Source organism: Streptomyces sp. NPDC037271 (assembly GCF_055603605.1).
In genome coordinates, this window is sequence record NZ_JBVJVN010000008.1 from 41428 (window position 1) to 67804 (window position 26377).

A 26377-nucleotide genomic window follows, 5' to 3' on the forward strand; every position below is an offset into this window, starting at 1 on the left:
AGCGACGCGCTCCCGCAGAGATGCGGTCGGCGCCGGCGGTGTCCCCGGAGGGACAGGGCCGGCGCCCGTGTCACATGGGCCCTACGGCAGGTTGCGCGCCATCACGATGCGCTGGACCTGGTTCGTACCCTCGTAGATCTGCGTGATCTTCGCGTCGCGCATCATGCGCTCCACCGGGTAGTCGCGGGTGTAGCCGTAGCCGCCGAGGAGCTGGACCGCGTCCGTGGTGACCTCCATCGCGACGTCGGAGGCGAAACACTTCGCCGCCGCGCCCTGGAAGGTGAGGTCGCTGTCGCCGCGCTCGGACTTGGCCGCGGCGGCGTACGTCAGCTGGCGGGCGGCCTCGATCTTCATGGCCATGTCGGCGAGCATGAACTGGATGCCCTGGAAGTCGGCGATGGGCTTGCCGAACTGCTTGCGCTCCTGGACGTAGCCCTTGGCGTAGTCGAGGGCGCCCTGGGCGATGCCGAGGGCCTGGGCGGCGATGGTGATGCGGGTGTGGTCCAGCGTCTTCATCGCCGTGGCGAAGCCGGTGCCCTCCTCGCCGATCATGCGGTCGGCGGGGATGCGGACGTTGTCGAGGTAGACCTCGCGGGTCGGGGAGCCCTTGATGCCGAGCTTCTTCTCCGGGGCGCCGAAGGAGACGCCCTCGTCGGACTTCTCGACGACGAAGGCGGAGATGCCCTTGGAGCGCTTGGCGGGGTCGGTGACGGCCATCACCGTGTAGAACTCCGACTCGCCCGCGTTGGTGATCCAGCGCTTGACGCCGTTCAGGATCCAGTGGTCGCCGTCGCGGACCGCCCTGGTCTTCATGCCGGCCGCGTCGGAGCCCGCGTCGGGCTCGGAGAGGCAGTAGGAGAACATGCCGTCGCCCTTGGCGAGCGGGGTCATGTACTTCTTCTTCAGCGCCTCGGAGCCGGAGAGGATCACCGGCAGGGAGCCGAGCTTGTTCACGGCCGGGATGAGGGAGGAGCTGGCGCAGACGCGGGCGACCTCCTCGATGACGATCACCGTGGCGAGGGCGTCGGCGCCCGCGCCGCCGTACTCCTCGGGGACGTGCACCGCGTGCAGGTCGTTCGCGGTCAGCGCGTCGAGGGCCTCCCGCGGGAAGCGGGCCTCCTCGTCCACCGCGGCGGCGTGCGGCGCGATCTTCGCCTCGGCCAGGGAACGGACGGCGTCCCGGAGCATGTCGTGCTCCTCCAGCGGGCGGTACAGGTCGAAGTCAGCCGATCCGGCCAAGGTCTCTCACGCTCCCAAACACTGTGGTGCTGACGCTAACTACCGTTAAGTAACTCCGAATTTTATGCTCCATCCACGGTGGTGGATAGGTGAGCTTGACGACAGCGGGAAACCTGCCCGTCGAGGCGCTTTCCCATGCCCCGGATATGCTCGGGCGCGCACGCCTGCCGTACACCTCTGGAGCACCCATGGCCCTCAAGATCACCGTGATCGGTACCGGCTATCTCGGCGCGACCCATGCGGCGGCCATGGCCGAGCTCGGTTTCGAGGTACTGGGCCTGGACGTGGTGCCCGAGAAGATCGAGATGCTCCAGCGGGGGCAGGTCCCGATGTACGAGCCGGGGCTCGAGGAGCTGTTGCGGGGGCACGTCGCGGGGATCGAGGGGTCCAGCGGGCGGCTGCGCTTCACCACCGACTTCGCGGAGGCAGCGGCCTTCGGCGACGTGCACTTCCTGTGCGTGAACACGCCGCAGAAGCACGGCGAGTACGCCTGTGACATGTCGTACGTCGACTCCGCGCTGGCCTCACTGGCGCCGCACCTGACCGGCCCCGCGCTCGTGGTCGGCAAGTCGACCGTGCCCGTGGGCTCCGCCGACCGGCTGGCCCGCTACCTCGCCGAGCACGCCCCGGCCGGTGCCGACGCCGAGCTGGCCTGGAACCCGGAGTTCCTGCGCGAGGGCTTCGCCGTCAAGGACACGCTGCACCCCGACCGGATCGTGGTCGGCGTGCGCAGCGAGCGGGCCGAGAAGCTGCTGCGCGAGGTGTACGCGACGCCGGTGGAGGAGGGGACGCCGTTCGTCGTCACCGACTTCCCGACGGCGGAGCTGGTGAAGACCTCCGCGAACTCCTTCCTCGCCACCAAGATCTCCTTCATCAACGCGATGGCGGAGGTGTGCGAGGCCGCGGACGGCGACGTCGCCAAGCTGGCCGAGGCGATCGGGTACGACGACCGGATCGGGAAGAAGTTCCTGCGGGCCGGGATCGGGTTCGGCGGCGGCTGTCTGCCGAAGGACATCCGGGCGTTCATGGCGCGCGCCGGTGAGCTCGGCGCCGACCAGGCGCTGACCTTCCTGCGCGAGATCGACTCGATCAACATGCGCCAGCGCGGCCAGATGGTGGAGCTGACCCGGCAGGCGCTGGGCGGCGGCCCGTTCCTGGGCAAGCGGGTCGCGGTGCTCGGCGCCAGCTTCAAGCCCGACTCGGACGACGTACGGGACTCGCCCGCGCTGAACGTCGCCGGGCAGGTCCACCTCCAGGGCGCCCAGGTGACGGTGTACGACCCCAAGGGCATGGAGAACGCCCGGCGGCTGTTCCCGACGCTCGGGTACGCCGACTCCGCACTGGAGGCGGTGCGGGGTGCCGACGTCGTCCTGCACCTGACGGAGTGGCGGGAGTTCCGCGAGCTGGACCCGGAGGCGCTGGGCGAGGCCGTGACCGCCCGGGTGATCCTCGACGGGCGCAACGCCCTGGACCCCCAGGTCTGGCGGAAGGCCGGCTGGACGTACCGGGCGATGGGCCGGCCGACCGCGTAGCCCGTGTCCGACGGACGGTGACGCCGGTTCGGCCGAGGCTCAGTCGGCCGGACCGGCGTCCGTCGTATTCTGCACCGCGGTGCGGCGCGCCGGCCGGTGGACTCCGCGTGGTTCACGCTCCCTTGGCGCGGTACCGCCGCATCTTGGCGCGGGCGCCGCACACCTGCATGGAGCACCAGCGGCCGCGTCCGGCCGGGCTGCGGTCGTAGTAGGCCCAGTGGCAGTCGGCGGCCTCGCACGCCTTCATCCGGGTCCAGGTGCCCGCGACCAGTGCCTCGGCGACGGCGGCGGCGACGCGGGCGGGCAGGGAGCCGTCCCGGGCGGGGACGAGGGCGGCGGAGCCGTCGGCCGTGTCGACCGTCACCACCAGCGGGGCCCCGGCCAGCAGCTCGCCCAGCGGGGTCACCGCGCGGTGCGGTGGGTGGCCGGCGTGGGCGAGCAGGGTGGCGCGCAGGGACTCGCGCAGGTCGCGTGCCCCGGGTACGTCGTCCTCCGTCAGGCCGAAGGGCGCCCGCCCCTCCGGCGTGTCCAGCGTGTCGGCGCCCGTTTCGATGTCCAGCGTGTTCACCAGGGACCGGACCAGCTCCAGCCCTCCCGGCGCGGGCGATCTCTCACTCATGCTTGCGACGTTACCGCCAATGGGGCAGCATGCAGTAACCGTTACCGGTTACCCGTGCCTTGCGGGTAACCGCGACCGTGGACCCAAGGAGGAAGTCATGGCTGTCGCCGAACTGGGCGTCGTCGTCCTGGACTGTCCCGATCCCCGCGCACTGGCCCGCTTCTACGCCGACGTGCTCGGCGGCACCGTCGAGGACAAGAGCGACGACCAGTACGAGTGGGTCGACCTGAACCTGCCCGGCGGGCGGACGCTGGCCTTCCAGGGCTCCCCCGGGTACGTACCGCCGAAGTGGCCCGGGCCGGACGGAGCGCAGCAGTTCCACCTCGACCTCGACGTGAAGGACCTGGACGCGGCGGAGAAGGCCGTGCTGGAGCTGGGCGCGCGGCCGCTGGACGCGGAGGACCGGGCCCGGTCCTTCCGGGTTTACGCGGACCCGGCCGGGCACCCGTTCTGCCTCTGCGCCTGTTGAGCAAGGACCGGACCGCCAACACCGGAGGTTCCCCCATGGCACCCGTGGCACGTTTCCGTTCCGTCGTCGTCGACTGTCCGGAGCCCCGCGAGCTGGCCCGCTTCTACGCGCGGGTCGGCGGCGGCACCCCCGAGGAGCAGGACCCCGACTGGGTGGTGCTCCAGGTGCCCGGCGGGCCGCGGCTGGCCTTCCAGCGCGCACCCGGCCTGACCCCGCCGGAGTGGCCGCGCGCCGATCGCAACGCACAGCAGTTCCACCTGGACTTCGACGGCGGGGCGACGTGGGAGGAGATGGACGCGGCGCACGAGAAGGTGCTCGCGCTGGGTGCCCGGCCGCTGGACCTGGAGGACCGGGAGAAGAAGGACTTCATGGTGTACGCCGACCCGGCGGGGCATCCGTTCTGCCTGTGCCGGATCGAACACGCGTGACGGCCCGCTCGTGACGGCCCGCTCGTAACGGCCCGCTCGTAACGGCCCGCTCGTTACGGCTAGCCGTCGAGCTCGGCGATCGTCGCCGTCGACGGCTCCCGGCGCAGCGCCGCCGCCCGCGCGGTGAAGGCCGCCCCCCGCAGGACGCGCTGGACGTTTCCCCAGGTCAGCAGGGCCACGTCCGACTCGTCCCAGCCGCGTCGCAGCAGCTCGGCGATGAGTCTCGGATAGCAGGAGGCGTCGCCGAGTTCCAGCGGGTGGGCGATGCCGGTGTCGTAGGTGCCGGACAGGCCGACGCTCTGCGGGCCGGCCACCGTGCGGACGTGGTCGAGGTGGTCGGCGACGTCCCGGACGGTCGGGCCGGTCTGCTCGGCGGTCAGCGGCACCATGCACAGGCCTCCGGCCTCGCCCAGCTCGACGAGCAGGTCGTCGGGGAGGTTGGCGGGGTGCGGGCGCAGGGCGCGGGCGGCGGAGCGGGTGCACAGCACCGGCGCCTTGGAGACGGCGAAGGTACGGCGGATGGTCTCGGCACAGGCACCGGAGAGGTCGGCGACGACACCGAGCCGGTTCATCTCGCGGACGACCTCCTCGCCGAACCGGGTCAGGCCCGCCTCGCTCGCCCAGGTCGCCCCGGTCAGCGTCAGCACGCGCAGACCGAGGGCGTACAGCGAACGCAGGATGCCGAGGCAGTCGCCGATCGCGGCGGCGCCGGCCGGGCCGGGCAGCACGGCGACCCGGCCGCAGTTGCGGGCGTCTATGGCCTGCCCCGCGTCGTACGCCAGCCGAAGCCCGTCCGGGTGGGAGCGCACGACCGTCTCGACCAGGTCCAGCTGCTCCAGGGTCGCGCCCACCGCCCGGTCGCCGTCGATGGCCTCGGGCAGGTGCAGCGACCAGAACAGCGCGCCCACCCTGCCCTCGCGCAGCCGCGGCAGATCGGTGTCGACGACGCTCTCGCCGAGCTCCAGGTCGTACCAGGGCAGGTGCTTGAGCCTGCGGGACAGACCGCTGTAGCCGTCGGCGACGGGATGGGCGGCCAGTACGGCGTGGGCCCGGGCCAGCGGCTCGTCCTCGGGGTCGGAGACGGGCGCGTAGGGCTCCGGCGGGAACGCCACCGCGGCAGGCGGCACGGACAGGTCGTCGAGTCCGCCGGCGTCGGTGCGGGTGTGCAGGTCGTCCTGGAGGTCTGCCATGGCGGGCTCCGTACGGTCGTCGTGCGTTACGGTCACCGTCGCACGGAGCGGAAACGGCTTCCTGGTGGGTGGGGCGTTCGGAGTAGACGGTCAGCCCCGGGCCGCGTCGATCACCTCGTCCAGGGTGTCCCGGGAACGGAGCAGGTCGGCGATGGTCCGGTCGATGCGGGCGCGTTCGGCGGTGAGGTCGGCGACCAGCTTCGGCGTGGCGACGGCCGACGGGCCGCCGTCCCCGTCCCGCATGCAGGGCAGGAGCTGTGCGATCTTGCTGCTGCACAGCCCGGCCGCGTACAGCTCCTGGATCCGGACGACCCGGTCGACGGCTGCCTCGGCGTACTCGCGGTGGCCGCCGGGCGTACGCTCGGCGGGCGCGAGCAGCCCCTGCTTCTCGTAGTAGCGCAGCGAGCGTTCGCTGACGCCCGTGCGCCGGGCGAGTTCACCGATCCGCATACGGGTCGCCTCCGGGACCTGACGGGACATGACGGGACTTGACGGCCTGACGGGACTTGACGGCCTGCCTCGACCTGACGGCCCGCCGGGACTTGTTTCTGACACGGGTGTCAGGTTCTACCGTACGGGCACGTCGAACACAACGGATCTCCTCGCCTCCGCTCCCCTCGGCCCGCTCACCCTCCCCAACCGCCTCGTGATGGCCCCGCTCACCCGCAACCGCGCCGAGGCCGACGGCACCCCGACGCCGCTCATGGCCACGTACTACGCCCAGCGCGCCTCCGCGGGGCTGATCATCGCCGAGGCGGCGACGCCGAACGCGGTCGGGCAGACGTACCCGAACATCACCGCCGTCCACAGCCCGCGGCACGTGGCGGGCTGGCGGCAGGTCACCGAGGCCGTGCGGGAGGCGGGCGGGCGGATGTTCCTGCAGCTCCAGCACGGCGGCCGGGTCGGCCATCCCGCGACCAGCGGGCTGACGCCCGTCGCGCCGTCGCCGGTGCCGCTCCCCGAGACGGTCTTCACGCCTCAGGGGCACCGCCCCGCCGTCGTCCCGAGGGAGCTGACCGAGGAGGACATCCGCGCCACCGTCGCCGACTTCGCGAAGGCCGCCCGCAACGCCCTCGACGCCGGGTTCGAGGGCGTGGAGGTGCACTCCGCCAACGGCCACCTCCTGCACCAGTTCCTGGCCGCCAACACCAACCGCCGCACCGACGGCTACGGCGGATCCGTCGCCGCGCGGATCCGCTTCACGGTCGAGGTGGTCGAGGCGGTGGCCGCCGAGATCGGCGCCGAGCGGGTGGGGCTGCGGGTCTCCCCCGGCAACACCGTCAACGGCATCGCGGAGGGCGAGACCGAGGAGATCTACCCGGCGCTCACCGAGCGGCTCGGCGGTCTCGGGCTCGCGTATCTGCACCTGGTCCACGCCGACCCGGACGCCCCGGTGTTCGGGAGGATCCGCGCCGGCTGGCCGGGGGTGCTGATCGCCAACCCGGTGCTGGGGGACGAGCTGTCCACGGACGCCGTGCGCCGCGCCTCCGAGCGGGTGCTGGCCGCCGGGGCCGACCTGGTCGCCCTGGGCCGGCCGTTCCTCGCCAACCCCGACCTGGTGGCCCGGCTGCGGCTGGGCGCGCCGCTGAACCCGGTGCGGGACCGGTACCTGATGTACGTGGGCGGGGCGACCGGATACACCGACTACCCCGCCCTCGAAGCCTCCGGAACGGAGACGGCTTGAGACGGCTCAGCCGTCCAGGTCCTCCAGTGTGGCGTTGGACGGGGCCCGCGTCGCCCGGAGTCCCCGGGCCACGTCCTCGGCGGCGCCCAGCACCCGGACCGCGTTCTTCCAGGTGAGCTTGGCCAGGTCGGCCCGGGACCAGCCGCGGTCGAGCAGTTCGGCGATCAGGTTCGGGTAGCCGGCGACGTCGCCGAGACCGTCCGGGGTGAAGGGCGTGCCGTCGTAGTCGCCGCCGATGCCGAGGTGGTCGACGCCCGCGACCTCGCGCATGTGGTCGAGGTGGTCGGCGACCGTGGAGACGGTGGCGACCGGGCGCGGGACACGCTCCTCGAAGGCGGCGTGGACCTTCATCGCCTCGGGGCTGGAGTCGAGGTGGTGGAAGCCGTGCGCGCGCATGTTCTCGTCGGCCTCGGCCGTCCAGTCCACGGCCGCCTGGAGCACGAACTTCGGCACGAACGTCACCATCGCCACGCCGCCGTTGGCGGGCAGGCGTTCCAGCACGTCGTCGGGGATGTTGCGCGGGTGGTCGCACACGGCCCGCGCGGAGGAGTGCGAGAAGATCACCGGCGCGGTGGAGGTGTCCAGCGCGTCCCGCATCGTCGTCGCGGCGACGTGCGAGAGGTCGACCAGCATGCCCTCGCGGTTCATCTCCCGCACGACCTCGCGGCCAAAGGCCGACAGGCCGCCCACGCCGGGCTCGTCGGTCGCCGAGTCCGCCCACGCCACGTTGTCGTTGTGGGTGAGGGTCAGGTAGCGCACGCCGAGCGCGTACAGCGCGCGGAGCGTGGCGAGCGAGTTGTCGATGGAGTGGCCGCCCTCGGCGCCCATCAGCGAGGCGATGCGGCCCTCGGCACGCGCGGCCTCCATGTCGGCTGCGGTCAGCGCGGCCCGCAGCTCGCCCGGGTGGCGGTCGATGAGCTGCCGTACGCAGTCGATCTGCTCCAGCGTCGCCGTGACCGCGCCGGGCAGGTCCGAGCGGACGTACACCGACCAGTACTGCGCGCCGACGCCGCCGGCCCGCAGCCGGGCGAGGTCGGTGTGCAGGTGGGCGGACTGGTCGGCGGCGATGTCACGGGCGTCGAGGTCGTAGCGGACCTGCTCGCGCAGCGCCCAGGGCAGGTCGTTGTGGCCGTCGGCGACGGGGAACTCGCGCAGCAGCTCACGGGCGCGGTCCAGTGCGGCTGACGAATCCGGTGAAGCCGGTGAGTCGGTAGAGGTCATGGGCCTCTACTTCCCGAATCCGAAGGCCGCCGACCCCTCGACCTTGGTGCGCAGCCGCTTGCCCTTCTCGGTGGCCTGGTCGTTGAGGTCCTGCTGGAACTCGCGCATGCGGGCCAGCAGCTCCTCGTCGTGGGCGGCGAGCATCCGCGCGGCCAGCAGTCCGGCGTTGCGGGCGCCGCCGACGGAGACGGTGGCGACGGGCACACCGGCCGGCATCTGCACGATGGACAGGAGGCTGTCCATGCCGTCGAGGTACTTCAGCGGCACCGGTACGCCGATGACGGGCAGCGGGGTGACGGAGGCGAGCATGCCGGGCAGGTGGGCGGCGCCCCCGGCACCGGCGATGATCGCCTTCAGTCCGCGGCCGGCGGCCTGCTCGCCGTAAGCGATCATCTCGTGCGGCATGCGGTGCGCGGAGACGACGTCGACCTCGTAGGCGATCTCGAACTCGTCGAGCGCCTTGGCGGCGGCCTCCATGACGGGCCAGTCGGAGTCCGACCCCATGACGATGCCCACGACCGGACTGACCGGGCTGGCCTGGCTCATTCGGTGATCGTCCCTCTCAGGTAGCCGGCAGCGTGACGGGCGCGCTCCAGCACGTCGTCCAGGTCGTCGCCGTAGGTGTTGACGTGCCCGACCTTGCGGCCGGGCTTCACGTCCTTGCCGTACATGTGGATCTTGAGCTGGGGGTCGCGGGCCATGCAGTGCAGGTACGCGGAGTACATGTCCGGGTAGTCGCCGCCGAGGACGTTGACCATGACCGTCCACGGGGCGCGCGGGCGCGGGTCGCCGAGGGGGAGGTCGAGGACGGCGCGGACGTGGTTGGCGAACTGCGAGGTGATCGCGCCGTCCATCGTCCAGTGGCCGGAGTTGTGCGGTCGCATCGCCAGTTCGTTGACGAGGATGCGGCCGTCGCGGGTCTGGAACAGCTCGACGGCGAGGTGCCCGACGACGTCCAGTTCCTTGGCGATGCTGAGCGCCATCTCCTCGGCCCGCAGGGCGAGGTCCTCGTCGAGGTCGGGGGCGGGCGCGATCACCGTGTCGCAGACGCCCTTGACCTGCTGCGACTCGACGACGGGGTAGGCCACCGCCTGGCCGTGCGGGGAGCGGACCACGTTGGCGGCGAGTTCGCGGACGAAGTCCACCTTCTCCTCCGCCAGCACGGGGACACCGGCCCGGAAGGGCTCGGCGGCCTCCTCCGCGGAGTCCACGACCCACACGCCCTTGCCGTCGTACCCGCCGCGGACCGTCTTGAGGACGACCGGGAAGCCGTCGCCCTCGGCGGCGAAGGCGGCCACGTCGGCCGGATCGCGCACGATCCGGTGCCGCGGGCAGGGCACGCCGATCGCGTCGAGCTTCGCGCGCATCACGCCCTTGTCCTGGGCGTGCACGAGCGCGTCGGGTCCGGGGCGCACGGGGATGCCGTCCGCCTCCAGGGCCCTGAGGTGCTCGGTCGGCACGTGCTCGTGATCGAAAGTGATCACGTCACAGCCGCGCGCGAACTCGCGCAACGTGTCCAGGTCGCGATAGTCGCCGACGACGACTTCGTTCACGACCTGCGCCGCAGAGTCCTGAGGAGTGTCACTGAGAAGCTTGAACCTGATGCCCAGCGGGATGCCCGACTCGTGTGTCATACGAGCGAGCTGGCCACCGCCGACCATGCCGACTACCGGGAACGTCACACCCCTAGCGTATCGGCCGCGCGGGGCCCACCTGTTTACCGGCCGTTTCCCCGGGGCCGGGGCCCCCTTTCCCGTCGCCCCGGCATCCGTCCGCAGGAAGATCGCGCGTCCGGGTGGTTAGCATGAACGGATTGACGCCAACCGATGGACGGGGGCCTGCACAACCATGGGACATGGTTCCTCGGGTGCTCATACGGCTCCCCCGACGCCCCCGGCGACCCGCGGCGCGGTGCGGGAGCGGATCGAACGGCTGGTCCGTGAGGTCGTGAAGTTCGGCGCGGTGGGCGGCGCGGGGGTTCTCGTCAACCTCCTCGCCTTCAACCTGATACGGCACGTCACCGACCTCCACGTGGTGCGGGCCAGCATCCTCGCGACCGTCGTCGCGATCGTCTTCAACTACCTGGGTTTCCGCTACTTCACGTACCGGGACCGCGACAAGAGCCGCCGGACCCGCGAGATGTCGCTGTTCCTGCTGTTCAGCGCGGTCGGGCTGGTGATCGAGAACGGCGTGCTCTACACGGCGACGTACGGCTTCGGCTGGGACAGCCCGCTGCAGAGCAACATCTTCAAGTTCCTCGGCATCGGCATCGGCACGCTGTTCCGCTTCTGGTCGTACCGCAGCTGGGTCTTCCGCGCACTGCCGGACCATGAGCCGGTGACGCGGACGGAGACCTCCCTGGAGCACGAGCAGCCCACGGCGGTACGCACCTCGGACGGCACCCCCGCGGCACACCGCTGACCGCGGCAGCGGCCGGGACCGGGGCCTGGCCTGGCTGCCTGCCTGGCTGCCTGGCTGCCCTTCTAGCGCACCGTCTCCCCTGAGTCACCGGACGACTTCTTCGACGGCTGCGTGCGCGACAGGAACAGGCCGAACACCGGGGGGCGGCCCTGGAGGAGCTCCAGCCGGCCGCCGTCGGCCTCGGCGAGGTCTCGGGCGACGGCCAGGCCGATGCCCGTGGAGTTCCGCCCGCTGATCGCGCGCTCGAAGATCCGCGCCCCCAGGTCGCCCGGGACGCCGACCCCCTCGTCGGTGACCTCGACCACCGCCTGGTTGCCGGTCACCCGGGTCCGCAGGGCCACCGTGCCGCCGCCGTGCATCAGGGAGTTCTCGATCAGCGCGGCCAGCACCTGCGCCACGGCGCCCGGGGTGCCCACGGCCGTCAGATGCCGCTTGCCGGAGCTGACGATCGCCCGCCCCTCGCTGCGGTAGGCGGGGCGCCACTCGTCGATCTGCTGCTGGATGACGTCGTCCAGCTCGAAGGTGACGGCGGAGCCGCTGCGCGGGTCCCGGGAGTTCGTCAGCAGCCGGTCCACGACGTCCGTCAACCGCTCCACCTGCGACAACGCGATCGTCGCCTCCTCCTTCACCGTCTCCGGGTCGTCGGTGAGGGTGATCTCCTCCAGCCGCATCGACAGCGCGGTCAGCGGCGTGCGCAGCTGGTGGGAGGCGTCGGCGGCCAGCCGGCGCTCGGCGGTGAGCATCCGGGCGATGCGCTCGGCGGAGGAGTCCAGCACGTCCGCGACGCGGTCCAGCTCGGGGACGCCGTAGCGCTTGTGGCGGGGGCGCGGGTCGCCGGAGCCGAGGCGTTCGGCGGTCTCCGCGAGGTCGGTGAGCGGGGAGGCGAGGCGGTTGGCCTGCCGGATCGCCAGCAGCACCGCGGCGACCACCGCGAGCAGCGCCACCAGTCCGATGATCAGCAGGGTCCGGCCGACCTCACGGGTCACCGAGGAACTCGGCTCCTCGACGAGGACCGTCTCGCCCTCCTCGCCGGTGGCCTTGCCGCGGATGACCTCACCGGTCGGCCGGCTGCCGACCTCGATGACCGGCTTGCCGGGGATCCGGATCTCCGCGTACCGGGCGTCCCGGACCTGCTCCCGCAGGAACTTGGCGTCGACCGATCCGGTGCCGAGCAGCCGGCTGTCCACGATGCTGGCCAGCCGCACCGCCTCCAGGTCGACCCGCTCCTGGGCGGAGCTGCTGATCGTCCGGGTCTCGACGATCACGAGGGAGACGCCGAAAACGGCGATCACGACGAGCACCACGGCGAGCGTGGACTGGATCAGTCGGCGGCGCATGTCCTCTTACCCGGGCGGACCCTGAGATCTTCTCGGCGGTTCGGTTCTTCGCGGCGGCTCAGTCGTACGCGGCGGTTCTGTTCTTGGCGGCGGTCCAGTCCTTGGCGCGGTTCTGTTCTTGGCGGCGGTTCTGTTCTTGGCGGCGGTCCGGTCCTTGGCGGCGGTCCGGTTCCCGTGTGCGGGCGCCGGCTCAGTTCTTCTCGAAACGGAAGCCCACGCCGCGCACGGTGGCGATGTAGCGGGGGTTCGCCGCGTCGTCCCCCAGCTTCTTGCGGAGCCAGGAGATGTGCATGTCGAGGGTCTTGGTCGACGACCACCAGGTGGTGTCCCAGACCTCGCGCATCAGCTGGTCGCGGGTGACGACCCGGCCGGCGTCGCGCACCAGCACCCGCAGCAGGTCGAACTCCTTGGCGGTGAGCTGGAGCTCCTCCTCGCCCATCCAGGCCCGGTGGGACTCGACGTCGATGCGCACGCCGTGCGTCGCGGGCGGCTGCGGGGGCTCGACGGAGCCCCGCCGCAGCAGGGCGCGGACCCGGGCGAGCAGCTCGGCGAGACGGAAGGGCTTGGTGACGTAGTCGTCGGCGCCCGCGTCCAGACCGACCACGGTGTCCACCTCGTCGGCGCGCGCGGTCAGGATCAGGATCGGCACGGCGTGGCCCTCGGACCGCAGCCGGCGGGCGACCTCCAGCCCGTCCATGCCCGGCAGGCCCAGGTCCAGCACGACCAGGTCGATGCCGCCCTGCAGGCCGGCGTCGAGCGCGGTGGGGCCGTCCTCACGCACCTCGACCTCGTACCCTTCCCGGCGCAGTGCGCGGGCCAGCGGCTCCGAGATGGACGCGTCGTCCTCGGCGAGCAGTACACGGGTCATGAGCTGATGGTAGTCCGCTCGGAGCAGCGCCCGGGGGGTGATCGGCCCGAGGGCCTCCCGCCCACGGACAAGCCGGACACCCGGCGCGGGACCGGCCCGGCCGACCCCCGGTACGAACCTGCGGCCGTGGGGTGCCATCCTGTAACAGACCTTCGAAAGATCGTTCGCGGTTCCGTTATCACCTGTGATCCGCGTCTCAAGTCCTTCCATACCGGGCGGTGTCCTGCCGTATGGTGAATCAGCGCCTGTAGCACTCAGAGGACCTTTGGCGACAGTTCGACGCTGAAGGTCTCTTTTGTGTGCGGGCCGGCCCCCACGGCCGGCCTTGAAAGGAATGACCTGTGGCCGGGCCTCAACGCGCGCAACGACGTGCGCGCAGGCGTGGATCCCGGTGGCCGCCGTCCACTGCTCCGTGACCCGGAGCGGAATCCCTCAGGCGTGGGGTGGACGGGTGAAGGCCGCCGGTGCCGGCCGCCCCCCACCGGGCGCGCATCGCCTCATGAGCGCGTCCCGAAAAGCAAGGATCGACCATGGCGTCCAGCCTGACGAAGGACTCGGTCTCTCCGGGCACCCCCGGATCCGAGAAGACCTTCTTCGGCCACCCCCGCGGACTGGCCACTCTTTTCATGACCGAGATGTGGGAGCGTTTCTCCTACTACGGCATGAGGGCTCTGCTCCCGCTGTACCTGGTGGCCCCCGGCGGTCTCGGCATGAACGCCGGCACCGCGACCGCGATCTACTCGGTGTACCTCTCGCTGGTGTACCTGCTCACGATGCCGGGCGGCTGGTTCGGCGACCGTGTCTGGGGTCCCCGCAAGACCGTCGCCGTCGCCGGTGGCGTGATCATGCTCGGCCACCTCACGCTGGCGCTGCCGACCTCCGGCACCTTCTTCGCGGGTCTCGGCCTGGTCGCCATCGGCTCGGGTCTGCTGAAGGCCAACATCTCCACGATGGTCGGCCAGCTCTACAGCGGCCCCGACGATCCGCGCCGCGACGGTGGCTTCACCGTCTTCTACATGGGCATCAACCTCGGTGCCTTCGCCGCGCCGCTGATCATCGGCACCATCGGTGAGAACGTCAACTGGCACCTGGGCTTCGCGCTGGCCGCGGTCGGCATGGGCCTGGGCGTGATCCAGTTCCTGCTCGGCAGCCGCCACCTGGCGCCGCACTCCAGCGTGACCCCGAAGCCCCTGTCGGCCGCGGAGAAGACCTCCACCCTGCGCAAGGCCGCGTTCTGGGCCGCCCTCGCCGTCGTCTTCTACGCGATCGTCGGCTTCTCCGGCGTCTACACCCTGAACTGGATCCTGGTCCCGCTGACCCTGCTCGGCGTGATCATCCCGGTGCTCGTGCTGACCCGCATCAAGCGGGACAAGGACCTGGACCGCGCCGAGCAGTCGAAGATGTCCGCGTACATCTGGTTCTTCGTCGCCGCGGCCGTCTTCTGGATGATCTACGACCAGGGCGGTTCGACCCTGGCGATCTTCGCCGACTCCTCGACCGACACCAGCGTCCTCGGCTGGGAGTTCCCGGTCTCCTGGTTCCAGTCGGTCAACCCGGTCATCATCATGGCCCTGGCCCCGGTCTTCGCCACGGTGTGGCTGGCGCTCGCCCGCCGCGGCAAGGAGCCGAGCACGATCGTGAAGTTCTCGTTCGGCCTGGTCCTGGTCGGCGCGTCCTTCTTCCTCTTCCTGGCCCCGCTGGCCATCGCGGACGGCGGCCACAAGGCGGCCGCGCTGTGGCTGGTGGCGATCTACTTCGTCCAGACCTGCGGTGAGCTGATGCTCTCCCCGGTCGGCCTGTCGGTCACCACGAAAATGGCGCCCGTGAAGTACGCCTCGCAGATGATGGGCGTCTGGTTCCTGGCCGTCACCGCCGGTGACGCCACGACCGGCCTGCTCTCCATCGCCGGCGTCGACCTGAACAAGACCGGCATCGTGGCCGCGGAAGCCACGCTCGCCGTGGTCGCCGGTGTCGCGGTGTGGATGTACCGCAAGCGCGTCAAGGAACTCATGGGCGACGTCCGCTGAGACCGGCCCGGCCTGGCGGTTCCTGCCTACGGAGGGTCATCGCATCCCGGTGGATGCGGTGGCCCTCCGGGCGTTTTCGGGGGCGTCCGAGTGCCGTGGACCAAGAAGGCGGGCTCGCGAGGGAGCGGGGACGCAGTGCCCGCTGGGTGACGAGGCGGAGCCCCGTTCCCCGCTGAGTGAGCGGGCGGAGCCCGGGAGCAAGGGGTACGGGGGACCAGTGCCCGCCCAGGGCGTCTGGGGGCGGATCCCAGGAGCAAGAGGTACAGGGACGCAGTCCCCCGCGCCCAGGGTCTCTGGGCGCAGCCCAGGAGCAAGAGGTACAGGAGACGCGGTGCCCCACTAAGGGGATCCGGGCGGAGCCCAGGAGTCCGGGGTCCGGGGCGGAGCCCCAGGGGCGCCCACCCCTCGGCCGACCGAGACGGGTGGGTGGGTGGGAAAAAACCCGGAAGAGCGCCGCAGGCCACCGCGCCGCAGGCCACCGCCTACGCCGGCGCCCCCAGCTCGGCCCACACCCGCTTGCCCGCGACCCCCGGCGTACGCACCACACCCCAGTCCAGGCACAGCCGCTGCACGATGAACATGCCGTGCCCGCCGGGGCGTCCGGCGCGGTGTGGGGTGCGCGGCGACGGCTGCCCCGTACCCCGGTCGGAGACCTCCAGCCGGATCACCTTCTTCTCACAGGTGATCCACAGCTCGTCCGGCCCCTCGGCATGCAGACAGGCGTTGGTGACCAGCTCGGACACCACGAGCAGTACGTCCTCGGCGGCGGCCCGCTGGTCCGCGGTGGCCGAGGGCAGCCAGCGCCACGCGTACAGCGCCTGGCGGGTGAAGTCACGAGCGAGCGGTACCACCCCGCTCTGGCCGTCGAAGCTCAGCTTGCGGACCTGTCGCCCTCCGCCACCGGCGGGCGCGGACCCGGACGACGTCGCGTCCGCGGCCGCGGACGGCTCCGGGGGCACGGACTGCCCGATCACGGCAGCCTGCCCCGCGGGCACGCCACCCTCGGACTCCCCGGTCCCGGGCACGCCCCCCTCGGACGCCCCGGAAGCGCCGCTGGGCTCCGGACCACGGTCGCCCGGCGAGTAGGGCCGGGTGGTGCTCATCAGCGCTTCACCTCACCGATTCACCAGTTCACGTTTCAAAGTCGTACACAGTCGCTCCAGGGGGTCTCCTGCCCGACCGGGACGCCCGGACACCCCTGCATTCGGCATGAAACACAGGACGGGGCGAAAACGCCTGTCCCAGGGAGCGCAGGGGACCCGTCGCCGGCCGGACAAGAGCCGGCTCAGTCGGACGCGCCGGACAGGGCGGCCTCGAGCGTGTCGTGGAGGGTGAAGACCGCTTCGGCCCCCGTGATCTCGAACACGCGAGCCACCACGGGCCGCATGGCCACCAGATGCACACCGCCCCCCGCGGCCTCCGCCTTCAACCGCGCGCCGAGCAGGACGTTGAGTCCCGTGGAGTCGCAGAACTCCAGACGCGAACAGTCGACGACGAGCCGGTTGAATCCCTTGGCGAGACAGTCCTCCAGCGGCTCCCGCAACAGATCGGCGGTGTGGTGATCCAACTCACCCGCCGGTGTCACGACGGCACTGGGGCCCTCTTCCCGCACCTCCACCAGTAGCCGGCCCGACTGGGCACTGCCGACCGTCCCGCGGTCCATGCCGTTTCTCTCTCCCGAGGTCGTGACTGCTTGCTGACGCCCTCGAACACTACGCCTTCCCGCCGCACTCCGACACCCGACAACCGCACACAAACGGACATACCCGCACAGAACACACTTGCGGTGGGCTCGGTAAACCCGGTAGGGCTAGTAGGACACGTAAACCGACACGGCCGGCTTTGGAGGCGCCGCACACCGCAGTGCACGCAATTGGCTTCGGCAGCCGTATGCCGAGAACGATGGAGGACATCATGTCACCCCGGCTCGACGGATCGCGTACCCAAGAAGCGACGTCGACACTCCCTCCGGAACATCTGGATCCCATCGAGCACCATGACGCGGCCGTCGACCACGACGGCACACTCGCCGGGCTTCCGGACATCCCCGCTTACGACGAGGTCGCTCCGGCGGACGCCCGGGTCCTGTCCAAGACCCTCTTCGAGCGGCTGGAGTCGCTGGAGGAAGGCACCCACGAGTACGCGTACGTACGCAACACGCTCGTCGAGCTCAACCTCGCCCTGGTCAAGTTCGCCGCCTCCCGTTTCCGCTCCCGCAGCGAGCCGATGGAGGACATCATCCAGGTCGGCACGATCGGCCTGATCAAGGCGATCGACCGCTTCGAGACGTCCCGCGGCGTGGAGTTCCCCACGTTCGCGATGCCGACCATCATCGGCGAGATCAAGCGCTTCTTCCGCGACACCTCGTGGTCCGTGCGCGTCCCGCGCCGCCTCCAGGAGCTGCGGCTCGACCTGGCCAAGGCCGGCGACGAGCTCGCGCAGCGGCTGGACCGCGCCCCGACGGTGAGCGAACTGGCCGAGCACCTCGGCCTGTCCAAGGACGAGGTCGTCGAGGGCATGGCGGCGTCCAACGCCTACACCGCCTCCTCGCTGGACGCCCAGCCGGAGGAGGACGACGCGGAGGGCGCGCTGGCGGACCGCATCGGCTACGAGGACCACGGGCTCGAGGGCATCGAGTACGTCGAGTCGCTGAAGCCGCTGATCGCCGAACTCCCCTCCCGGGACCGGAAGATCCTCTCGCTCCGCTTCGTCGCGGGGATGACCCAGTCGGAGATCGGTGAGGAACTGGGCATCTCCCAGATGCACGTCTCGCGCCTGCTGTCGCGGACCCTCGTACGGCTGCGCAAGGGACTCACGGTCGAGGAGTAGTCCTCACGTACTCACCGTGTGACGTGCTCACCGCATGACGTGCTCACCGTGTGACGTGCTCACCGCGTGACGCTTGTCCTCCAGGGGGCGGTCCGGAGCCGGGCCGCCCCCCTTCGGGCTGCCGCGGCCCTTCACAGGGAGTTGGCGATCAGCGCCGCCATCGGCAGCAGCGGGGCCAGCCCGCACAGGAGCCAGAAGGTGCGCGGCGCGAGGGAGGTCCGGCGTCGCAACGGCGCGTTGACCAGCCACCAGATCATCGCGAAGAGCGCCACCACAGGGACGACGATCACCAGCCAGAGCGCCATGCCGTCGTTCTCCGTCGGCTCGCGCACGGTCCAGCCCAGTTCCGCCAGCGGCCAGTTGACCATCAGGTACCACACGAGCCAGAACGGCACGACGCCCGGAATCCCGAGCAGCACGTTCACCAGGAACGGCGTCCACCAGTACTTGGCCATCCGTCCCCCGCTCCCCGGTTCACACGCTGGTCACACCCTACGCACGCCCCGCCGCCACACGCCCGCGACCAGCGGCACACCGGGCCGGTAGGCCAGGTGGACGTGGCTCGGGGCGTCGAGGAGGGTCAGGTCGGCGTACGCGCCCGGGGTCAGGCGGCCGATGTCGTCGCGGCGCAGGGCCGCCGCGCCGCCCGCGGTGGCCGCCCGGACCGCCTCGTCGGGCGTCATCCCCATGTCCCGTACGGCGAGCGCGATGCAGAAGGGCACGGAGGACGTGAAGGACGAGCCGGGGTTGCAGTCGGTGGACAGGGCGACCGTGGCGCCGGCGTCGATCAGGCGCCGGGCGTCCGGCCACTGGGCGCGGGTGGAGAACTCGGCGCCGGGGAGCAGGGTGGCGACCGTGCGGCTGTTCGCGAGGGCGTCGACGTCGGCGTCGGTGAGGTGGGTGCAGTGGTCGGCGCTGGCGGCGTCGAGTTCGACCGCGAGCTGTACGCCGGGGCCGTAGGAGAGCTGGTTGGCGTGGATGCGGGGGTGCAGGCCCTTGGCCCGGCCGGCGGTGAGGATCGCGCGGGCCTGGTCGCCGTCGAAGGCGCCCTTCTCGCAGAACACGTCGATCCAGCGGGCGTGCGGGGCGCAGGCGTCGAGCATCTCGCCGGTGACGAGGGCGACGTAGGCGGCGGGGTCGTCGGCGAGTTCGGGGGCGACGATGTGGGCGCCGAGGAAGGTGACCTCGTCGGTGTGGCGGGCGGCGACGCGCAGGGCGCGGGACTCGTCGGCGGTGGTCAGGCCGTAGCCGGACTTCGTCTCGAAGGTCGTGGTGCCCTGGCGCAGGGCCTCCGCGAGGTAACGGGTGAGGCCCGCCTCCAGTTCTTCGTCGCTCGCGGCGCGGGTGGCGGCGACGGTGGTGCGGATGCCGCCGGCGCTGTAGGGGCGGCCGGACATGCGGGCGTTGAACTCCTCGGTGCGGTCGCCCGCGAAGAGGAGGTGGGAGTGGGAGTCGACGAAGCCGGGGAGGACCGCCCGGCCGCCGGCGTCGACCCGATTGTCAGTGGCGGGTGCTTTGCTTGATTCACCGGTCCACGCGACGCGGTCGCCGTCGATGACGACGGCCGCGTCCCGGACCAGTCCGAGGGGGGAGTTGTCGCCGAGGGAGGGGTCGTTGGTGACGAGTGCGGCGATGTTGGTGATGACGGTGCTGCTGCTCATGGGGTCCGTGACGTCCTCGTGGGGGCGGGGGCGGTTGGTCATGCGCGGAGGGCTTCGACGGCCCGTGCGAGGGCGTCGGGCACATCGGGTACGAGGGTGTGCGCCCCGTCGCGTACGACGTGCCGTCCGCCCACGATCGTGTGCCGTACGTCCGCTGCCGTCGCGGCGAATACGGCCGCCTCGGCGCCGAGTCCGGGCAGCGGCCCCGCCGTCCTGACCGAGTCGAGGGCGACCGTGGTGAGGTCGGCGCTGGCGCCGGTCTCGATGGTTCCGGCGTCGTCCCAGCCGAGGGCGGCGTGGCCGTCGGCGGTGGCGGCGCGCAGCAGGGCGGCGGCGGTCCAGTGGCCGCGGGTGCGGGTGCGCAGGCGCTCGTTCAGCTCCATGGCGCGCGCCTCTTCCAGCAGGTCGACGACGGCGTGGCTGTCGGAGCCGAGGGAGAGCGGGGAGCCCGCCCGCTGGAGGGCGGCCGCCGGGCCGATGCCGTCGGCGAGGTCCCGCTCCGTGGTGGGGCACATGCAGGTGCCGGTGCGGCTGCCGCCGAGCAGGGCGATGTCCTCGTCGGTGAGGTGGGTGTTGTGGACGCCGGTGGTGCGGGGGCCGAGCACGCCGTGGTCGGCGAGGAGCCGGGCGGGGGTGCGGCGGTGGGCGGCGTGGCAGGCGTCGTTCTCGGCGGTCTGCTCGGACAGGTGCACGTGCAGCGGGGCCCGCCGCTCCTCGGCCCAGCGCGCCACGGTCGCCAACTGGTCGGCGGGCACGGCCCGTACGGAGTGGATCGCGGCGCCGATCCGTGCGTGATCCCGTTCCTTGAGAAGTGAACAGCGCTGTGCCCAGGCGTCCGCCGTCCCGTCGGAGAAGCGGAGCTGGTGGGTGTCCGGGGGCGCGCCGAAGCCGGAGGACAGGTAGCAGGTGTCGAGGAGGGTGATGCGGATGCCGGCTTCGGCGGCGGCCTCGATCAGGGCCTCGCCCATGGCGTTCGGGTCGGCGTAGGGGGTGCCGCCGGGGGCGTGGTGGACGTAGTGGAACTCGCCGACGGTGGTGATGCCGGCGAGGGCCATCTCGGCGTACACCGCGCGGGCCAGGCCGAGGTACGTCTCGGGGGTCAGCCGGTCGGCGACGGAGTACATGACCTCGCGCCAGGTCCAGAAGGTGCCGGAGCCGACCTGGACGGTGCCGCGCAGGGCGCGGTGGAAGGCGTGGCTGTGCGCGTTGGCGAGGCCGGGGAGCGTCAGTCCGCGCAGGGGCTCGGCGCCGGCGGGCGGGGCGGGGGTGTCCTGGTGGACGGCGGTGATGCGGCCGTCCCGCACGTCGACGGCGACGCCCGGCTCGACGTGGGTGCCGAGCCAGGCGTGCTCCAGCCAGTACGTCCGGGTCCGCTCGGTGGGGGTCACGTGCAGGCCAGCCCTTCCAGTACGTCGGCGAGTGCGCTCACCCCGGCCACGCAGTCGTCCTCGGCGGCGTACTCGGCCGGGGAGTGCGAGACGCCGGTGGGGTTGCGCACGAACAGCATGGCGGTCGGGATGCGGTCGGAGAGGATCCCGGCGTCGTGTCCGGCACCGGTGCCGAGTACGGGCACCTTGAGATCCGTGTCGTTGCCGAGGATGCGGGCAAGCTCGTCGCGCAGGGCGTGGTCGAACTCGACGACGGGGGTGAAGGACTCGCGTACGACGTCGAGGTCGACGCCGTGGGTGGCGGCGTACTCGCGGGCGGCCTGCTCCACCCCGCCGACCACGGTGTCCAGGCTCGCCTGGTCGGCGGCGCGGGAGTCGAGCCAGCCGCGGACGACGGAGGGGATGGCGTTGACGCCGTTGGGCTCGACGGTGATCTTGCCGAAGGTGGCGACGGCGCCGGCGAGTTCGGCCTCGCGGCGGGCGGCGAGCACGGTCTCGGCGTAGGACAGCATGGGGTCGTGCCGGTCGGCGAGCCGGGTGGTGCCGGCGTGGTTGGCCTCGCCCCGGAAGTCGAACCGCCAGCGTCCGTGCGGCCAGATGGCGGAGGCGATACCGATGCGGTCGCCGGACAGGTCCAGGGCGCGGCCCTGTTCGACGTGGAGTTCGACGAAGGCGCCGATGCGGGCGAGCCGCTCGGGGTCGGGGCCGATGGCGTCCGGGTCGTATCCGGCGCTCTCCATGGCCTGCGGGAGCGTGATGCCGTCGCCGTCGGTGAGGCGGTGGGCCTGCTCGGCGGTGAGGGCGCCCGCGGTGAGCCGGGAGCCGACGCAGGCGAGGCCGAAGCGGGCGCCCTCCTCGTCGCCGAAGTTGACGATGCCGAGGGGTCTGGTGAGGTGCGCTCCCCTCCCGCGCAGTTCGTCGAGGGCGGCGAAGGCGGAGACGACGCCGAGGGGCCCGTCGAAGGCGCCGCCGTCGGGCACGGAGTCCAGGTGGGAGCCGGTGACGACGGCGTCACCGGCGGCGGGGTCGCCGAGCCAGGCCCACTGGTTGCCGTTGCGGTCGGTCTCATGGGCCAGCCCGCGTGCTTCGGCCTGCTCCCGGAACCAGGCCCGGCAGTCGGCGTCGGCGCCGGTCCAGGCGTGCCGGCGGTAGCCGCCGGTGGCGGAGCTGCGTCCGACCGGCAGCAGTTCCGCCCACATGCTGTGGAAGGTCACGCTTCGTCACCCTCGCGCGTCGTGTCCCCCTCGCGCATCGGCACCCGCACGTCCCGTTCGGCCGCCACGGACTCCGCGATGCCGTACCCGGCGTCGACGTGCCGGATGACGCCCATGCCGGGGTCGTTGGTGAGGACCCGGCGGATCTTCTCGCCGGCGAGCGCGGTGCCGTCGGCGACGGTGACCTGCCCGGCGTGGATGGAGCGGCCCATGCCGACGCCGCCGCCGTGGTGCAGGGAGACCCAGGAGGCGCCGGAGGCCACGTTGACCATGGCGTTGAGCAGCGGCCAGTCGGCGATGGCGTCGGAGCCGTCGAGCATGGCCTCGGTCTCGCGGTACGGGGAGGCGACGGAGCCGCAGTCGAGGTGGTCGCGGCCGATGACGACCGGCGCGGCCAGCTCGCCGCTCGCGACCATGTCGTTGAACCGCTCGCCGGCCTTGTCGCGCTCGCCGTAGCCGAGCCAGCAGATGCGGGCGGGCAGGCCCTGGAAGTGGACGCGCTCACCGGCCATCTTGATCCAGCGGGCGAGGGACTCGTTCTCGGGGAAGAGGTCGAGGATCGCCTTGTCGGTCTTGGCGATGTCGGCGGGGTCGCCGGAGAGAGCGGCCCAGCGGAAGGGGCCCTTGCCCTCGCAGAAGAGCGGACGGATGTACGCCGGTACGAAGCCGGGGAAGGCGAAGGCCCGGTCGTATCCGGCGAGCTGGGCCTCGCCGCGGATGGAGTTGCCGTAGTCGAAGACCTCGGCGCCGGCGTCCTGGAAGCCGACCATGGCCTCGACGTGCCGGGCCATGGACTCGCGGGCGCGGGTGGTGAAGCCGGCCGGGTCCTTGGCGGCGGCGTCGGCCATGTCCTCGAAGGCGATACCGGTGGGCAGGTAGGCCAAGGGGTCGTGGGCCGAGGTCTGGTCGGTGACGATGTCGATGGGGGCGCCCATGGCGAGCAGCCGCGGGACCAGCTCGGCGGCGTTGCCGAGGACGCCGATGGACAGCGGCTCGCGCCGGTCGCGGGCCTCGGTGGCGAGCTGGAGGGCGTGGTCGAGGGAGTCGGCCTTCACGTCGAGGTAGCGGTGCTCGATGCGGCGGTCGATGGCGCGCGGATCGCAGTCGATGCAGAGGGCGACGCCGTCGTTCATGGTGACGGCGAGGGGCTGGGCGCCGCCCATGCCGCCGAGGCCGGCGGTGAGGGTGATGGTCCCGGCCAGCGTGCCGCCGAACTTCTTCGCCGCGACGGCGGCGAAGGTCTCGTAGGTGCCCTGGAGGATGCCCTGGGTACCGATGTAAATCCAGGAGCCGGCCGTCATCTGCCCGTACATGGTCAGGCCGAGGGCCTCCAGGCGGCGGAACTCCTCCCAGTTGGCCCAGTCGCCGACCAGGTTGGAGTTGGCGATGAGGACGCGCGGGGCCCACTCGTGGGTCTGCATGACGCCGACCGGGCGGCCCGACTGGACGAGCATCGTCTCGTCCTGCTTGAGGGTCCGCAGCGTCCGCACCATCGCGTCGAAGGAGCGCCAGTCACGGGCCGCCTTGCCGGTGCCGCCGTAGACCACGAGCTTGTCGGGGTGTTCGGCGACCTCGGGGTCGAGGTTGTTCTGCAGCATCCGCAGGGCGGCCTCCTGCTGCCAGCCCAGGGCGCTCGGCTGCGTACCGCGTGGCGCTCGGACAGGACGGGGTCCGGACATGTCTGCCTCCTGGTGGCTTGCTCCCGGCGGTTTGTTGCTGCGGATATTCATATCCTCACCTCATGAATAGAACTAGTCAATACGTCCGTGTCGCGGCGCGGACGCGTCGCGGGTGTTTGGCTGGATGTGCGGGGCAGGCATCGAGGCGGGCCGGCAGGCGACGAGGACGAGGACACGGAGGATCGCGTGAGCGACGGCACAAGCACGCCGACGGGGACGGGCACGGGCACGAGCACGAGCACGGGGACGAACGGTGATCCGGGCGTCATCGACGCGGCGCGGGCCGCGCGGCGGGACCGGGCGGTACGGGCGGCCGTGGAGCAGGGGCTGCTCGGACCCGACGCTCCGATCGTCGGGCTGCTGGACGTCGCCGGGATACGGGAGTCGGCGGCGGCCCTGCGGGCGGCGTTCGAGGCGGTGACGGCGCCCGGGACGCCCGTGCTGCACGCCTTCGCGGTCAAGGCGACCCCGCTGGTCCCGGTCCTGCGGCTGCTGCACGAGGAGGGCATCGGCGCGGAGGTCGCGAGCCCGGGTGAGCTGGCGCTGGCACGGGCGGCGGGGGTGCCGCCGGAGCGGACGGTGCTGGACTCGCCCGCCAAGACGCCGGGCGAGCTGCGGGAGGCACTGGCGCTGGGCATCGCCGTCAACGCGGACAACCCGCAGGAGCTGGCCCGCCTCGACGGTCTGATGACCGAGGGGGCGAGCCGCTCTCCGCTCGGTATCCGGGTCAACCCCCAGGTCGGCGGGGGTTCCATCGAGGCGCTGTCGACGGCGACGGCGACGTCGAAGTTCGGGGTGGCGCTGCGCGACGAGGGGGCGCGCGAGTGGGTGGTGCGGGCGTATCTGGACCGGCCGTGGCTGACCCGGCTGCACGCGCACACCGGGTCACAGGGCATCCCGCTGCCCCTGATGGCCGAGGGCGTGGCCGCGACGTACGGGCTCGCCGAGGAGATCAACGAGCGGGCCGGGCGCCGGCAGGTGGACACCCTCGACATCGGCGGCGGGCTGCCGGTGAACTTCGCGTCGGACGAGACGACACCGACGTACGCCGAGTACGCGCGCGTGCTGCGCGAGGCGGTGCCGGGACTGTTCGACGGGCGGTACGGGCTGGTCACCGAGTTCGGGCGGTCGCTGCTGGCCAAGCACGGCACCGTGGTGGCGCGCGTGGAGTACGCCAAGAGCGCCGGTGGGCGGCCGGTCGCGGTGACGCACGCGGGCGTGCAGGTCGCTACGCGGACGGTGTACGCGCCGGGGGCGTGGCCGCTGCGGATCGCCGCGTACGACGGGAAGGGACTGCCGAAGGAGGGGCCGGACGTGGTGCAGGACGTGGCGGGGCCGGCGTGCTTCGCGGGGGACCTGCTGGCCGTGGGGCGCGCGCTGCCGCTGCTGGAGCAGGGGGACCATGCGGCGGCACTGGACACGGGGGCGTACTACTTCGCGCACCACTACGCGTACAACTCGCTCGCGCGGCCCGGGGTCTACGGGTTCGCGGTGGACGGCCCCGAGGGGGTCTTCTTCGCGACCGTGCGGGAGCCCCAGGCGATCGAGGAGATCGTGGCCGAGGCGGGAGGAGCGCACGCCGACGCGCTGACGTCGGCGCCGTGGGGGGCGCGGTAGCCCCAGATCCGTCGGGGGGCTCGGCAGTCCCAGTTCCGCCGGAAGGCTCGGCAGTCCCAGTTCCGCCGGAGGGCTCGGCAGTCCCAGATCCACCGGAAGGCTCGGCAGTCCCAGATCCACCGGAAGGCTCGGCAGTCCCAGATCCACCGGAAGGCTCGGCAGTCCCAGATCCACCGGGAGCCTCGGTGGCCTTCAGTCCCCTCACGGCCGGTCCCATGCGGCCGGTCCCTCACGGCCGGTCCCTCACGGCCGGTCCCATGCGGCCGGTCCCTCACGGCCGGTCGCGGCCACCGGGCGGGGCCGCACGATGTCGCGGCGCCGCGCCCTGACGGCGCGCCGCCCCGGCGGCCCCGGTCAACGGGTCAGGCCGGCACCGCCGTCTTGCGCCGTGCGCCGCCCGGGGCCGCGTCGCCCGCCGCGATGCCGGTGCTCCGGTAGGCGCGGACGGCCTTGCCCGCCGGACGGCCGGCGTTGCGGGCGAGCCAGTCGACGCGGACCCACAGGAGGGCGTCCTCGGCCTGTTCGCGCCGGCCGATCCAGGCGGACTTGAGCCACAGGCCGGCGCCGCATCCCGCCATGAGCAGTCCGGCGGCCGCGGGGACGGCGAAGGCGCTGCCCAGGGCGGCGAGGAAGGCGAGGAGCAGCCACCAGCGGTGGCCCCGGCGCCAGTTGCGCACGGTCACCGCGCGGTCCTGGAGCACGTCGTGCTTGCCCGCGCGGACGGCCGGGCCGGCCAGCGCGGTGTACCGCCTTCGGCGCACGGACGCGACGACGGCCGTCGCGACGATGAACAGCGCGGCACCGGCCAGAACGCCGATGCGGCGTCCGGTCAGTCCCGGCACCAGCGCCCCGATGCCCGCCGCGAGTACGCCCAGCCACCACAGTGGCGCCGCCCCCGCCCGTACGACGACGGCGACCCGAGCCAGCCCCTGTCCTCCGCGCGCCACGTCCGGC

The 26377-nt window shown here is 72.1% G+C and carries 25 protein-coding genes; 8 read left to right on the forward strand and 17 right to left on the reverse strand.

The window, feature by feature from the left end; translation table 11 throughout:
• Positions 1-81: 81 nt before the first annotated feature.
• Entirely contained in the window at positions 82-1239 is a 1158-nt protein-coding gene (locus tag ACZ7G3_RS16350; protein WP_470926173.1) for an acyl-CoA dehydrogenase, read from the reverse strand.
• 188 nt (positions 1240-1427) lie between these two features.
• Here ACZ7G3_RS16350 and ACZ7G3_RS16355 point away from each other — a divergent pair, with 188 nt between their 5' ends.
• Entirely contained in the window at positions 1428-2771 is a 1344-nt protein-coding gene (locus ACZ7G3_RS16355) for a UDP-glucose dehydrogenase family protein (RefSeq protein WP_470926175.1), read from the forward strand.
• A gap of 112 nt (positions 2772-2883) precedes the next feature.
• Here the strand turns inward: ACZ7G3_RS16355 and ACZ7G3_RS16360 are convergent, their stop codons facing one another.
• Positions 2884-3390 carry a CGNR zinc finger domain-containing protein gene (locus ACZ7G3_RS16360; protein WP_426596527.1) on the reverse strand — a complete coding sequence of 169 codons (507 nt, stop codon included), beginning with the start codon at positions 3388-3390 and terminating at the stop codon, positions 2884-2886.
• A 97-nt stretch (positions 3391-3487) separates the two neighbouring features.
• On the opposite strand from ACZ7G3_RS16360, the gene ACZ7G3_RS16365 reads away from it, so the two are divergent.
• Together ACZ7G3_RS16365 and ACZ7G3_RS16370 are read left to right on the forward strand one after the other, a co-directional pair.
• On the forward strand, positions 3488-3859 hold the full coding sequence (locus tag ACZ7G3_RS16365) for a VOC family protein (RefSeq protein ID WP_426596528.1): 372 nt from the start codon (positions 3488-3490) through the stop codon (positions 3857-3859).
• A gap of 35 nt (positions 3860-3894) precedes the next feature.
• Positions 3895-4287: a VOC family protein gene (locus ACZ7G3_RS16370; protein ID WP_426556119.1), complete on the forward strand. Its 393-nt coding sequence runs from the start codon at positions 3895-3897 to the stop codon at positions 4285-4287.
• Between the two features lie 59 nt (positions 4288-4346).
• Here the strand turns inward: ACZ7G3_RS16370 and ACZ7G3_RS16375 are convergent, their stop codons facing one another.
• Entirely contained in the window at positions 4347-5477 is a 1131-nt protein-coding gene (locus ACZ7G3_RS16375; protein ID WP_470926178.1) for a dipeptidase, read from the reverse strand.
• A gap of 90 nt (positions 5478-5567) precedes the next feature.
• Complete coding sequence (locus ACZ7G3_RS16380; protein WP_470926452.1) at positions 5568-5927, reverse strand: MerR family transcriptional regulator; 360 nt, start codon at positions 5925-5927, stop codon at positions 5568-5570.
• A gap of 199 nt (positions 5928-6126) precedes the next feature.
• On the opposite strand from ACZ7G3_RS16380, the gene ACZ7G3_RS16385 reads away from it, so the two are divergent.
• Positions 6127-7161 carry an alkene reductase gene (locus ACZ7G3_RS16385; RefSeq protein WP_470926180.1) on the forward strand — a complete coding sequence of 345 codons (1035 nt, stop codon included), beginning with the start codon at positions 6127-6129 and terminating at the stop codon, positions 7159-7161.
• 6 nt (positions 7162-7167) lie between these two features.
• On the opposite strand, the gene ACZ7G3_RS16390 is transcribed toward ACZ7G3_RS16385, so the two are convergent.
• Genes ACZ7G3_RS16390 through ACZ7G3_RS16400 form a run of 3 tightly spaced genes read right to left on the reverse strand, consistent with a single transcriptional unit; the run spans position 7168 to position 10064 of the window.
• Complete coding sequence (locus ACZ7G3_RS16390; RefSeq protein ID WP_470926182.1) at positions 7168-8382, reverse strand: dipeptidase; 1215 nt, start codon at positions 8380-8382, stop codon at positions 7168-7170.
• A 6-nt stretch (positions 8383-8388) separates the two neighbouring features.
• Positions 8389-8928, reverse strand: a complete 540-nt coding sequence (gene purE, locus ACZ7G3_RS16395; RefSeq protein ID WP_426521372.1) for a 5-(carboxyamino)imidazole ribonucleotide mutase — start codon at positions 8926-8928, stop codon at positions 8389-8391.
• Positions 8925-10064 carry a 5-(carboxyamino)imidazole ribonucleotide synthase gene (locus ACZ7G3_RS16400; RefSeq protein ID WP_426596531.1) on the reverse strand — a complete coding sequence of 380 codons (1140 nt, stop codon included), beginning with the start codon at positions 10062-10064 and terminating at the stop codon, positions 8925-8927. Before ACZ7G3_RS16400 ends, purE begins: the two co-directional genes overlap by 4 nt.
• Positions 10065-10230: 166 nt before the next feature.
• Between ACZ7G3_RS16400 and ACZ7G3_RS16405 the strand changes: the two genes are divergently transcribed.
• Positions 10231-10803, forward strand: coding sequence for a GtrA family protein (locus ACZ7G3_RS16405; RefSeq protein WP_426596532.1), 573 nt, complete (start codon positions 10231-10233; stop codon positions 10801-10803).
• A 62-nt stretch (positions 10804-10865) separates the two neighbouring features.
• On the opposite strand, the gene draK is transcribed toward ACZ7G3_RS16405, so the two are convergent.
• The gene (draK, locus tag ACZ7G3_RS16410; protein ID WP_426596533.1) at positions 10866-12140 is read right to left on the reverse strand and encodes a two-component system sensor histidine kinase DraK; all 1275 of its coding nucleotides are present in this window, start codon (positions 12138-12140) and stop codon (positions 10866-10868) included.
• A 190-nt stretch (positions 12141-12330) separates the two neighbouring features.
• On the reverse strand, positions 12331-13008 hold the full coding sequence (locus ACZ7G3_RS16415) for a response regulator transcription factor (protein WP_345596614.1): 678 nt from the start codon (positions 13006-13008) through the stop codon (positions 12331-12333).
• Between the two features lie 530 nt (positions 13009-13538).
• On the opposite strand from ACZ7G3_RS16415, the gene ACZ7G3_RS16420 reads away from it, so the two are divergent.
• Entirely contained in the window at positions 13539-15035 is a 1497-nt protein-coding gene (locus ACZ7G3_RS16420; RefSeq protein ID WP_426596534.1) for an MFS transporter, read from the forward strand.
• 482 nt (positions 15036-15517) lie between these two features.
• Here ACZ7G3_RS16420 and ACZ7G3_RS16425 read toward each other — a convergent pair whose 3' ends face one another.
• Together ACZ7G3_RS16425 and ACZ7G3_RS16430 are read right to left on the reverse strand one after the other, a co-directional pair.
• Positions 15518-16138 (reverse strand): ATP-binding protein, encoded by a 621-nt coding sequence (locus ACZ7G3_RS16425; RefSeq protein ID WP_470926186.1) that lies wholly within the window; start codon positions 16136-16138, stop codon positions 15518-15520.
• A gap of 182 nt (positions 16139-16320) precedes the next feature.
• A complete protein-coding gene (locus ACZ7G3_RS16430) occupies positions 16321-16698 on the reverse strand; it encodes an STAS domain-containing protein (protein WP_426596536.1) in 378 nt (125 codons plus the stop codon).
• Positions 16699-16937: 239 nt separating this feature from the next.
• On the opposite strand from ACZ7G3_RS16430, the gene ACZ7G3_RS16435 reads away from it, so the two are divergent.
• Positions 16938-17864: an RNA polymerase sigma factor SigF gene (locus ACZ7G3_RS16435; RefSeq protein ID WP_426596537.1), complete on the forward strand. Its 927-nt coding sequence runs from the start codon at positions 16938-16940 to the stop codon at positions 17862-17864.
• Positions 17865-17995: 131 nt separating this feature from the next.
• Here ACZ7G3_RS16435 and ACZ7G3_RS16440 read toward each other — a convergent pair whose 3' ends face one another.
• From ACZ7G3_RS16440 to hutU, 5 genes are read right to left on the reverse strand one after another with little or no spacing between them, the layout of a single operon-like run.
• Positions 17996-18319, reverse strand: coding sequence for a hypothetical protein (locus tag ACZ7G3_RS16440; protein ID WP_426596538.1), 324 nt, complete (start codon positions 18317-18319; stop codon positions 17996-17998).
• 30 nt (positions 18320-18349) lie between these two features.
• Complete coding sequence (hutI, locus tag ACZ7G3_RS16445; protein ID WP_426596539.1) at positions 18350-19525, reverse strand: imidazolonepropionase; 1176 nt, start codon at positions 19523-19525, stop codon at positions 18350-18352.
• A gap of 38 nt (positions 19526-19563) precedes the next feature.
• A complete protein-coding gene (locus ACZ7G3_RS16450) occupies positions 19564-20913 on the reverse strand; it encodes a formimidoylglutamate deiminase (protein ID WP_470926189.1) in 1350 nt (449 codons plus the stop codon).
• Entirely contained in the window at positions 20910-22127 is a 1218-nt protein-coding gene (locus ACZ7G3_RS16455; RefSeq protein ID WP_470926191.1) for an allantoate amidohydrolase, read from the reverse strand. The genes ACZ7G3_RS16450 and ACZ7G3_RS16455 overlap by 4 nt, the downstream gene beginning before the upstream one ends.
• Positions 22124-23806 (reverse strand): urocanate hydratase, encoded by a 1683-nt coding sequence (gene hutU, locus ACZ7G3_RS16460; protein WP_470926193.1) that lies wholly within the window; start codon positions 23804-23806, stop codon positions 22124-22126. The genes ACZ7G3_RS16455 and hutU overlap by 4 nt, the downstream gene beginning before the upstream one ends.
• Positions 23807-24073: 267 nt before the next feature.
• Here hutU and ACZ7G3_RS16465 point away from each other — a divergent pair, with 267 nt between their 5' ends.
• Positions 24074-25423, forward strand: a complete 1350-nt coding sequence (locus ACZ7G3_RS16465; RefSeq protein ID WP_470926454.1) for a type III PLP-dependent enzyme domain-containing protein — start codon at positions 24074-24076, stop codon at positions 25421-25423.
• A gap of 362 nt (positions 25424-25785) precedes the next feature.
• Here ACZ7G3_RS16465 and ACZ7G3_RS16470 read toward each other — a convergent pair whose 3' ends face one another.
• Positions 25786-26370, reverse strand: coding sequence for a hypothetical protein (locus tag ACZ7G3_RS16470; RefSeq protein WP_426596543.1), 585 nt, complete (start codon positions 26368-26370; stop codon positions 25786-25788).
• Positions 26371-26377 lie beyond the last annotated feature (7 nt).

What these genes read in the sequence shown, in the direction of transcription:
- ACZ7G3_RS16415 (WP_345596614.1), bottom strand. Translation starts at nt 13,008, where the DNA reads ATGACCCGTGTACTGCTCGCCGAGGACGACGCGTCCATCTCGGAGCCG.
- ACZ7G3_RS16380 (WP_470926452.1), bottom strand. Translation starts at nt 5,927, where the DNA reads ATGCGGATCGGTGAACTCGCCCGGCGCACGGGCGTCAGCGAACGCTCG.
- ACZ7G3_RS16390 (WP_470926182.1), bottom strand. Translation starts at nt 8,382, where the DNA reads ATGACCTCTACCGACTCACCGGCTTCACCGGATTCGTCAGCCGCACTG.
- ACZ7G3_RS16440 (WP_426596538.1), bottom strand. Translation starts at nt 18,319, where the DNA reads ATGGCCAAGTACTGGTGGACGCCGTTCCTGGTGAACGTGCTGCTCGGG.
- purE (WP_426521372.1), bottom strand. Translation starts at nt 8,928, where the DNA reads ATGAGCCAGGCCAGCCCGGTCAGTCCGGTCGTGGGCATCGTCATGGGG.
- ACZ7G3_RS16355 (WP_470926175.1), top strand. Translation starts at nt 1,428, where the DNA reads ATGGCCCTCAAGATCACCGTGATCGGTACCGGCTATCTCGGCGCGACC.
- hutU (WP_470926193.1), bottom strand. Translation starts at nt 23,806, where the DNA reads ATGTCCGGACCCCGTCCTGTCCGAGCGCCACGCGGTACGCAGCCGAGC.
- ACZ7G3_RS16420 (WP_426596534.1), top strand. Translation starts at nt 13,539, where the DNA reads ATGGCGTCCAGCCTGACGAAGGACTCGGTCTCTCCGGGCACCCCCGGA.
- ACZ7G3_RS16365 (WP_426596528.1), top strand. Translation starts at nt 3,488, where the DNA reads ATGGCTGTCGCCGAACTGGGCGTCGTCGTCCTGGACTGTCCCGATCCC.
- ACZ7G3_RS16405 (WP_426596532.1), top strand. Translation starts at nt 10,231, where the DNA reads ATGGGACATGGTTCCTCGGGTGCTCATACGGCTCCCCCGACGCCCCCG.
- ACZ7G3_RS16385 (WP_470926180.1), top strand. Translation starts at nt 6,127, where the DNA reads ATGGCCCCGCTCACCCGCAACCGCGCCGAGGCCGACGGCACCCCGACG.
- ACZ7G3_RS16435 (WP_426596537.1), top strand. Translation starts at nt 16,938, where the DNA reads ATGGAGGACATCATGTCACCCCGGCTCGACGGATCGCGTACCCAAGAA.
- ACZ7G3_RS16425 (WP_470926186.1), bottom strand. Translation starts at nt 16,138, where the DNA reads ATGAGCACCACCCGGCCCTACTCGCCGGGCGACCGTGGTCCGGAGCCC.
- hutI (WP_426596539.1), bottom strand. Translation starts at nt 19,525, where the DNA reads ATGAGCAGCAGCACCGTCATCACCAACATCGCCGCACTCGTCACCAAC.
- ACZ7G3_RS16360 (WP_426596527.1), bottom strand. Translation starts at nt 3,390, where the DNA reads ATGAGTGAGAGATCGCCCGCGCCGGGAGGGCTGGAGCTGGTCCGGTCC.
- ACZ7G3_RS16430 (WP_426596536.1), bottom strand. Translation starts at nt 16,698, where the DNA reads ATGGACCGCGGGACGGTCGGCAGTGCCCAGTCGGGCCGGCTACTGGTG.
- ACZ7G3_RS16375 (WP_470926178.1), bottom strand. Translation starts at nt 5,477, where the DNA reads ATGGCAGACCTCCAGGACGACCTGCACACCCGCACCGACGCCGGCGGA.
- draK (WP_426596533.1), bottom strand. Translation starts at nt 12,140, where the DNA reads ATGCGCCGCCGACTGATCCAGTCCACGCTCGCCGTGGTGCTCGTCGTG.
- ACZ7G3_RS16370 (WP_426556119.1), top strand. Translation starts at nt 3,895, where the DNA reads ATGGCACCCGTGGCACGTTTCCGTTCCGTCGTCGTCGACTGTCCGGAG.